This window comes from Dokdonella fugitiva, from assembly GCF_014138265.1.
Classification (GTDB): Bacteria; Pseudomonadota; Gammaproteobacteria; order Xanthomonadales; family Rhodanobacteraceae; genus Dokdonella_A; species Dokdonella_A fugitiva_A.
In genome coordinates this window covers 1-1,112 of sequence record NZ_JACGXL010000013.1, presented here as the reverse complement: position 1 = coordinate 1,112, position 1,112 = coordinate 1, and the positions used below count along the sequence as shown (strand labels likewise).

The window sequence follows — 1,112 nt, the reverse complement described above, 5'->3', positions numbered from 1 at the left end:
GTCACGTTTCCGCCGCTGTCCGAGAGCGCCGTCGTGCTGCCCAGGTGGTCCGTGAGGAAGTAGCGCCGCCCGCCCGCGTCGTCGCGCGCGTAGCGCTCATCCATCGCCAGGCCCGATAGGATCGTGCCTACAGTGCCGTTCGTCGTCTCCTCGATCGGATTCTCGCCGTCGTAGCGATAGGTGGTCGCGACACCGCTCACGGTCTTCGACATCCGTCGGCCGAACGCGTCGTAGACGAAGCTCGCCGTCGTCACGCCGCCTTGCTTGATTGCGACCAGCTGGTCACGTGCGTCGTAGACGTACTGGTTCACGCCGTCGCTCGTGAGGTTGCCGACCGCGTCGTAGGTCAGCGTCTGCCCGTTGAAGCTCGTGAGGCGATGGTTGGCGTCGACCGTGCCGGCGCTGGTCGTGGCCGCCGGCAGTCCCGTCGAATCCCAACTACCGCCGCGACTGACCAGCTGACCCGACGCGTCATAGCCATAGCTCAGCGCCGCGAACGGCAGCTCGTCACCATAGTTGGCCGCGTAGGTCAGGGCCGTCAGTCGATCGGCGTCATCGTAGGTCGCCGTCGTGACGATGCCGTTCGGCAGCGTCGTGCTCGTGCGTCGGTCCGCCGTATCGTAGCCGAACGCGACGGTTTCGGCGCCCTGCGTCAGGCTAGTAGGACGGTCTCTCGTGTCGTAGCCATAGCTCATCGCACCCTGACCGGACAGCGTGCGCGTGGCCAATCGTTGGTGAGTGTCGTACGTATAGGTGAGCGTGCCTTGGCCCGATGCCTCGGTGAGCACCTGGTCGAACCGCGTGTAGGTGAAAGCGGTGTTGCCGCTTACGCTGTCATTCAAGGTCAGGAGGCGATCGCCGAGATCGTATGTCGGCACCACGAGCCGTCCATCGCTCTCCAACAGGTTGCTCAAGCGTCCGAGATCATCGAACTGCGCGGCGGTTGTCCGGCTCGCTCGATCCGTATGGCTGGCATTGCGCTCGTTCGCCGCCCATGTCCACTGCTCGGACTGATTCAGCGCGTCGGTGCGCGTGAGCGGGCGCTGGCGCGCGTCGTAGGTCCAGTTCGTCGTGCGGTTGAGCGCATCGGTCAGGCTCGTGAGGTTGCCCAT

Annotated in this window: 1 pseudogene; it reads right to left on the bottom strand. The window is 65.2% G+C overall.

The annotated features are described in order from the left end of the window. Positions 1 to 1,112: pseudogene (locus FHW12_RS21030) on the bottom strand (RHS repeat protein); the annotation flags it as partial.